The organism is Acinetobacter sp. ANC_7682 (genome assembly GCF_056779795.1).
On record NZ_JBWYIQ010000053.1, the window covers coordinates 1 to 8,341 of the forward strand.

Annotated in this window: 7 protein-coding genes; 5 read left to right on the plus strand and 2 right to left on the minus strand. The window is 36.3% G+C overall.

From position 1 onward, the window contains the following. Positions 1-218 precede the first annotated feature (218 nt). The 4 genes from AC1M9D_RS13615 to AC1M9D_RS13630 all read left to right on the plus strand — a co-directional run bounded on the left by AC1M9D_RS13615 (position 219) and on the right by AC1M9D_RS13630 (position 5,304). Complete coding sequence (locus AC1M9D_RS13615; protein ID WP_035270297.1) at positions 219-1,133, plus strand: LysR family transcriptional regulator; 915 nt, start codon at positions 219-221, stop codon at positions 1,131-1,133. A 385-nt stretch (positions 1,134-1,518) separates the two neighbouring features. After that, positions 1,519-2,889 carry an MFS transporter gene (locus AC1M9D_RS13620; protein ID WP_092766280.1) on the plus strand — a complete coding sequence of 457 codons (1,371 nt, stop codon included), beginning with the start codon at positions 1,519-1,521 and terminating at the stop codon, positions 2,887-2,889. A gap of 83 nt (positions 2,890-2,972) precedes the next feature. Continuing rightward, complete coding sequence (locus tag AC1M9D_RS13625; protein ID WP_481612406.1) at positions 2,973-4,244, plus strand: DcaP family trimeric outer membrane transporter; 1,272 nt, start codon at positions 2,973-2,975, stop codon at positions 4,242-4,244. Between the two features lie 166 nt (positions 4,245-4,410). Beyond that, positions 4,411-5,304 carry a LysR family transcriptional regulator gene (locus tag AC1M9D_RS13630; RefSeq protein ID WP_035270286.1) on the plus strand — a complete coding sequence of 298 codons (894 nt, stop codon included), beginning with the start codon at positions 4,411-4,413 and terminating at the stop codon, positions 5,302-5,304. Between the two features lie 90 nt (positions 5,305-5,394). On the opposite strand, the gene AC1M9D_RS13635 is transcribed toward AC1M9D_RS13630, so the two are convergent. Both AC1M9D_RS13635 and AC1M9D_RS13640 read right to left on the minus strand, forming a co-directional pair. After that, positions 5,395-6,156 carry a 3-oxoacyl-ACP reductase gene (locus AC1M9D_RS13635; protein ID WP_481611182.1) on the minus strand — a complete coding sequence of 254 codons (762 nt, stop codon included), beginning with the start codon at positions 6,154-6,156 and terminating at the stop codon, positions 5,395-5,397. 78 nt (positions 6,157-6,234) lie between these two features. Next, positions 6,235-7,305, minus strand: a complete 1,071-nt coding sequence (locus AC1M9D_RS13640) for a zinc-binding metallopeptidase family protein (RefSeq protein ID WP_481612407.1) — start codon at positions 7,303-7,305, stop codon at positions 6,235-6,237. Between the two features lie 321 nt (positions 7,306-7,626). Between AC1M9D_RS13640 and AC1M9D_RS13645 the strand changes: the two genes are divergently transcribed. Beyond that, positions 7,627-8,341, plus strand: a 715-nt coding sequence (locus tag AC1M9D_RS13645; RefSeq protein ID WP_481612408.1) for a BapA/Bap/LapF family prefix-like domain-containing protein, incomplete at its 3' end; no start/stop codon positions are given.

Here is an 8,341-nt window from a genome sequence, read left to right on the forward strand (position 1 = left end):
ATTTTAATGAGGACTAAGGTTTGAGTTTGCATCGTTGCGACCGCCATCTTGTGTGGGCGGATCGTCGGGATTTCAACGAGCAAGGTTTCAACTGATGTAATCATTTCCACTCTACGCATTCTTGCATTGTGTATTTCATGTGGTATACCTTAAAAGAATGCAAAAATAGAGTCGAAGATCATTTTTGCATTTTAATATATTTTAAAGGTATGGAAGTCATGGAGCTTAGACATCTACGATATTTTGTCGCAGTGGTAGAAGAACAAAGTTTTACAAAAGCAGCCGAAAAGTTATTTATTGCGCAGCCACCATTAAGTAGACAAATTCAAAATTTGGAATCAGAGCTTGGCATTGCTTTATTTGAGCGAGGTAGCCGTCCATTAAAAACAACACAAGCCGGTTATTTCTTTTATCAGCACGCAGTGAAATTACTTGCCAATGCTGAAGAAGTTAAGTCTATGACAAAGCGTATAGGTCTAGTTGAACGTACAGTAACAATGGGGTTTGTCGGGTCACTGCTTTATGGGCTGCTTTCTAAAATTGTATATTTATATAGGCAGCAGCAACCCCACTTAAAGATTGAACTTGTTGAAATGACCACGTTAGAACAAGTTAAAGCACTCAAAGAGGGGAAGATTGATGTTGGATTTGGGCGGCTTAGAATTTCAGATCCAGCATTGAAGCGAATTTTGCTTCGTGAAGAGCGCTTAATGATGGCAGTGCATGCGAGTCATCCTTTAAGTTTAAAAAAAGAAGGTGTTTATCTATCTGATATTTCTGATGAAAATATTTTTTTATACCCTAGCCATACAACCCCTAGCTTTGCAACTCAAGTCCAAGCCTTGTTTGCAGAATATAATTTAGAACCTAAAAATATACGTTTGGTGCGAGAAATTCAGCTATCTCTTGGTTTGGTTGCAGCTGGTGAAGGTATTTGTATTGTCCCAGAAAGTGCGAAATCAATTCAGCTATCCCATTTGCTTTACATCCCAATTTTAGATGAAACTGCAGTAAGTCCAGTATTTATGACGATACGTAATCTAGATGAGAGCGAGGACATCATGTCTCTAATAGATTGTATTTACCAAGTGTATGATTTAGAAGCAATTAAGTATGATAGAAATTTAATTTAGATAGGGTCTAATACAATAATTAGACTTAGGTCTAAAGCTATTGGATAAAAAATAGCAATCAAAAATCTTAAATACTCAAAATAACTACGACTTTAGCTTATGCCCCGAAAAGGGGCTTAATTTTTTTGATAAATTTCAAACAAATAATTTTAACTTTGAAGAAAAAGTAGGTTGCAATAAAAAATTCAAATTAGAAATTCTCAAAGAATTTTTTTTTTAAGTAATTATTCGTCTAATTTTCATTCAATCATAATAGAAATAAGCCCTCGAGATTATTTAGACCTTGAAGGTATATATATAGATATATTCGGTTTTGGACATTTTTTCAGCTTTAAGTCAATGTTGCGTCATATTTTTGGAGAGTTTATTTGCAGGAGGCGCAACCTTGGAAGCAAACAAATTAAATATCAATCGTGTGATTGATGATGCTAAGTTCACACCATTTCATTGGGGTGTATTGTTTTGGTGCTTATTGATTATTATCTTTGATGGTTATGATCTTGTTATTTATGGAGTTGCATTACCTTTATTAATGCAGGAATGGGCATTAACTTCAGTACAAGCTGGATTGTTAGCAAGCACAGCTTTATTCGGGATGATGTTCGGTGCTATGTCATTTGGTACATTATCAGATAAGCTTGGTCGTAAAAAAACCATTATGATTTGTGTGGCAATCTTCAGTGGATTTACATTTTTGGGGGCATTTGCATCGAATCCAACTGAATTTGGTATTTTACGCTTTCTTGCTGGTCTGGGTATTGGCGGTGTGATGCCTAACGTTGTTGCTTTAATGACTGAATATGCACCTAAGCGAATTAGAAGTACTTTAGTTGCCCTTATGTTCAGTGGATATGCAATTGGTGGTATGACGTCAGCATTATTAGGTGCTTGGTTAGTTCCACAATATGGCTGGAAAATTATGTTCTATATCGCTGCATTGCCTTTAATCGCATTGCCGTTGATTTGGAAATTCCTACCAGAATCTTTGATGTACCTGACCAACAAAAACCAAACCGAGCAAGTGCGAATTAATGTGAAGAAAATCGCACCTGAAAAAAATATTACTGCTGACACTCAATTTGTATTAGATGAAGTCACAGCAGGTGATGAAGCTCCTTTAAAAGCATTATTCCAGCAAGGTCGTACCTTCAGTACTTTCATGTTCTGGGTTGCATTCTTTATGTGTTTACTCATGGTTTATGCTTTAGGAAGCTGGTTGCCAAAACTGATGATTCAAGCGGGTTACTCGCTTGGTGCAAGTATGATCTTCCTATTTGCATTAAATATCGGTGGTATGGTGGGTGCAATCGGTGGTGGATATCTTGCAGATCGTTTCCACATCAAAAAAGTACTCACAATTATGTTCGTGTGCGGTGCACTTGCACTTATCCTTCTCGGCTTTAATAGTCCACAAATCGTGTTGTATACGCTAATTGCAATCGCGGGCGCTGCAACGATTGGCTCACAAATTCTACTTTATACATTCGTCGCACAATATTATCCGTCGACAGTTCGTTCAACTGGTATGGGGTGGGCATCTGGTATTGGTCGAATTGGTGCAATCGTAGGTCCAGTACTCACTGGTGCTTTGTTAACCATGGAACTTCCGCACCAAATGAATTTCTTGGTCATCGCAATTCCTGGTGTGATTGCAGCCTTAGCAATTTTTATGGTGAATCTGAAAAATTCAGTAGATGGAAAAATTGCTCAGGAAGAACCGGTGCACTCTTCTAAAGTCGTAGAACAAGCACAGTAAAAATTCTTTATAAATAAGACAGCTGCCAGAAGGTGGCTGTTATTTAGACTTTTAAACCATTTTATAGGATAAGAGAGATTAGGATGATCTTTTCAAACAAACCTTTTACTTTAAGTTTAATCTCATTAGCTGTTTTAACCTCTACTGCAACATTTGCACAAAGCACACAACAGTCTGAAATAGAGCAACTACGTCAAGAAATTGAAGTACTTAAATCAATGATGGAACAACAACAGAAGAATGCTGTTGTACAGACAAAATCGATTGAGACATTAAAAACAGAATCTGTTAAACCCCAACCAAAACTAAATGTTGGTAAAGATACCACTTTTAATTTTTATGGTAATGTTCGTCTAGATGCCTCATATCAAGCCGAAGGTAGTGCGGCAGATCGCCTATATAATAATATTAATAAAGTTCCTTTAGCGGGACAAAGTGAAGCAAGTGATCAACTGAAGTCGACTCTATCAGCAACACGTTTAGGTTTGGATATTCATAGTCAAATCAATGATAAAAAAGTTTCAGGTAAAGTTGAAGTCGACTTTTTGGGTGGAGCTGGATTAGATAATCTTCGTATACGTCATGCTTATATGAATTACGATAAATGGTTAATTGGTCAAACTTGGTCTAACTTTGCTGTGCCAGACTATATGCCTGAAACGATTGATGCCTTAGGTTATGTGGGGGGTGCTGTAAAACGTACACCTCAAGTTCGTTATAGTATGAGTTTAGCACCTGCAACAGGCTTGGTCCTTGCAGCAGAAGATCCAAAAGATGGATTATCTAAAATGCGTACACCTGCAGTCACAGCGCGATTGAATCATCAATTAAATGATGATGCTAAACTCAGTTTACGTACTATGGTCAATGAAAAGAAAACAGAAGTTGATGAAGTCGTTGCATGGGGCGTAGGACTTGGTATGCAATATAAGTTAGCTCCTTCAACTACACTGAAAGCGGACTACTATCATGTAAAAGGAGATAGCAGTTTCGTTTCATGGACGAATCCTGGTATCAGCCGTAATTCATCTGGTGAAATTTTAGATGAGAATGAATTTGACTCAATTACCATAGGTTTAACGCAGCAATTTAATCCTCAATGGCGTGGAACTGTTGGTTTTGGTTATATGAATCAAGATGTGACAAATGCTTATCGAGGTGGTGCAGTAAATCTGACAGAGATCAATAAGGAGCTTTGGCAAGGTTGGGTCAATGCATTCTATAGCCCGATCAAACCGATTAGCCTTGGGTTGGAATATGTGTATGGTGAGCGTAAAGCTGTGGTATCTACGCCAAATGGTTCTAACACAGGTGAAGATAATCGTGTCAGTGCTGTAGCAATTTATAATTTCTAAATGATTCGAGCTTGGATGATGATAAAAAAAGGGCGATTTTTCGCTCTTTTTTTATGGGATGGTTGTAGAGAATGTCAGAATAGATCCTAGAAAAAATAAAAATATAAAAGTACTATGAGATCTTATTTGACTTTAGATTCTCATCTACTAGGAGAAGGCGCGTTTCGTGTACGAATTAGATTGCAAATTACTCAGTATTTTTTTTCATGTTTATAAATTTAAAAGTGTCTCGATTGCTGCTGAACAATTGCAGATGAGTCAACCTGCTGTAAGTAATATTCTTAATAAAATTCGACAACATTATAACGATCCGCTTTTTTTAAGAATTGGGAATGAAATGATCCCGACGGAATTATCAAAGCAATTATTCCCATTGGTCAGTGAAGCATTAAGTAAAGTTGAAGCGATTAATAATTTCACGATTGATTTTGATGAAGCTATTTCAGATCAACAATTCACATTGGCGATGACTGATGTTTCGCATTTAGTATTACTGCCTAAAATTTCCCAATATCTAAAAGCAAAAGCATCTCATGTCAGATTAAATGTACGTCCAATAACTTCTGAAACAAGTTATCAAATGGCAAATGGTGAAATTGATCTTGCATTAGGATTTCTGCCTCATTTGGAAAATGGCTTTTATCAACAAAAACTATTTGAGCAATATTATGTTGTAATTGCAGCAAAAGATCATCCTCGTTTAACGGGAGATTCAATCAGCAAAGAGCAGTATTTGGCAGAATCACACATTGATATTGATGCGGGAATGGGGCATTATCATATTGAAAATGAGCTGTTAAACCTTGAACTTAAAAGAAATATTTTAATGCGATTACCAAGTTATCTTGGTGTTGGTCTTGTTGTTCAAGAAACTGATGCGATTGCTACAGTGCCTTATTATTTAAGCGAAGTTTTATTATCACGAGGAAATTTAAAAATCTTTGATGCACCCATTGCTTTCCCGACATATGGTGTTAAACAATATTGGCATATGTCCTGTCATCATAAGACTAGCCATCAATGGCTAAGACATATGTTTCATGAAATCCTTGTAAAATAACACTCATAAATACTCTATGAGCAAGCGATTGGGGTTATATAGGTAGGCTATTCCTTAAATAAAAAATAGCCTAAGCTCTAAGCATCGTTATTAATTTTTAACTAAACCGCCATCCACTATTAAATTTTGACCAGTGACAGCTTTGGAGTACGGTGACAAAAACATTAAAATGGCTGAAGCAAACTCATCAGGAGTGACTACTTTACGCAAGGGGGTAGCGGAAGCAATATAATCAAAAACTTCCTGTGGCGTGCTTTTACTTGCATCAGTTTGTTGAAGTAATCCACCAGACAACATATTGACATTAATTCCAAACTCACCTAATTCATGAGCACATGTTCTCGTCAATGCGAGAAGGGCAGATTTTGCAGTAGTATAGTCATGATATGGCACAACAGGATTTTGCACCAAGTTTGTTCCTATATTCACAATTCGACCGAATCGATTAGCTTTCATGTCGGCTAAAGCGGCTTGAGTGGTATTAAGGGCAGCTTTGACAGCACCCTCAAACTGAGTGTGCATATCATTCCATTGTATTTGTGAAATATTTGGTCTTGCATCCCCGTTAAATTTAAATCTAACGAGTGCATTATTCACAATTGAATGAATAGCTTCACCAAAATGCAGTTTGGCAGCGTTAAACATTTCTGAAACTTGATCTACATCAGTAATATCCGCTTGATAACTAAAAACTTGATCAGGATGTGAAAGTTTTAATGTCTGAGCGGACTCATGACTACTATGATAATTGACAACGACACGAGCGCCTTCGCTCAATAATGCCTTGGTAATAGCCAAGCCAAGGCCTCGTGCCCCACCTGTAACGAGTACAATCTGTTCGTTTATTTTCATTTACACACAATCAATAAGACTTGGTGAAGATTGTATTTAAATAATAAGTAACTTCAACCTTTGATAAAGCAAAAATAGTTATTTTTGAAATGAAATTTCTAATAGTTTGTGATGAATAAATCTGAGCTTGTCTAAGACTTTATCTGATAGCGTAAATGGGTATGCATCATCTAAACCCATACTGCGATTAAGTGCATTTAAGTTAAAAGTGATGATTAACCAGTTTTGTAAAACAGTTTCAAAGTTTTTAGCACCAATCGGATTTTCTTCGATCGTCATACTTGGGAGATCAGCACGTTTAGATTGAACACTCAGACCCGCATAGTATGCTGTTTCTAAGGTATCCATCATATGTAAATAATGTGCCCAAGTCTCTGCCCAATCTTCCCATGGGTGAGCACTTGCATAGGAACTAATAAAATTTTTCTGCCAGTCTATGGGTGGACCTTCGTGATAATGTCGCTTTAAAGCCTCAGCATAATCTTGTCGTTCATCTCCAAACATTACTCTGAACGCATCAATGAGATCTGGTCGAAGCTCTTGAATGAGATCAAAATAGTAATGCCCGCTTTCGTGGCGAAAATGACCGAGTAGGGTTCGATAGTTTTCACCCATTTTTATTCGGGTTGTTTCGCGGTATACGACGTCTGCTTCGCTTGCATTTAATGTAATTGTACCTTGAGCATGCCCAGTTAAAACAGGACGATCTGGTTCGGGCATCAAAAAATTAAATCTAAGTCCAAATTGATCTTGATCATTTTTTTTTGGTCTCGGCATGATATTTAGTTGTTGCATCATATAAAGGAAACGACGCTTCGCATGCTCTAATCTGCTCCAATAGATGGTGTGATCAGGATTATTTAAATTTGGAATAATAGAGGTTAGTTTGCAAGAGTCACAGTAAATATCAGAACTTTCTGCAGGAATCATCCAATTGCATACATGATGATGCAAATAATTAAAACAGGGTTTATAGAGTTTATTTTTGAATTTGGGATTAATAGATTTCCACAACTGACTAGTATGTTTATGGAAACTTCCCATTTCTCTTTCTTCTACAACATATCCTAAATTAATTCCACAATGAGTACATGTAGAATTCATAAAAAAGATTTGCCGATTGCACTGCGCGCAAGAAAAATATTTCATAAAAATTATTCATTTTTTTGAGATTATACCATTGCTTTTTTCAAAAAAAAATTTGTGTTTCTGAAATTAAATAATGAAAATTAAAAGCAAGAAAAAAGATGAACAATAAGTAAGCAACGTATTGAATTTGTAAATAGCAGTCTACTTAAGATCATTTAGTTGCTGTATAAAATAAAATCAATTTTATTAAAAAATAGTGTGATGCAGATCACAATATATTGAAATATATGATTTTTAATCTAAAAAAATCTTGATTAGAAAACTAAATGATCGTTTAATGCTATTAAGGAAAATTTCTTTAAATCTATGGGTATTTTGTATATGCAAACTCAGATTATCTCAAAAAAAACCTTGAATAATACGATCACTTCAGAGAGCAATATAATTAAAATTGTTGAAGACTCAGTTGTAATGATCGACGTGGCTCCTGAAGATGTTCAAGAGCTGATTGTGAATGAAAATCAGGTCATTATTAAATTAAATAACGGGGAAACAATTACTTTAGATAACTTCAATTATGAAACTTCAGATCTTGTTTTCCGTAATCAAAACGGTGAAATGTATGTCCTTGATTTCAAAAATGTAGAATATAACCCATTAGAAAATATCGAAGCTTTATTAGAGGGCGGTGCTGGAACTGGTGCAACAATATTAAATAATTGGTTAGCTGGTGGAGCATTAGCACTAGGCGCAGTTGGAGTTGGCGTTGCTGTATTTGATGCAGCTAATGGATCAGATAATAATCCAACTGATCCAACTGATCCAACTGATCCAACTGATCCAACTGATCCAACTGATCCAACTGATCCAACTGATCCAACTGCTGAGCAAAAGCTAGAAGAAGCGATTGAAAAAGTAAAAGACTTGATTGCTGAAGGCAAGTTTGATGGTCAGCAGTTGGATGATGTAGAAGCAGCGCTTGCTGCAGCACAAGAAGCTGCAGCACAAGAAGGTGCAAACTTCGCTGAAATTAAAGATACTTTAGACGCTGCAGTAGAGAAAGCTAAAGCGGAAGAAGTGATTGAGGATGCAGCTG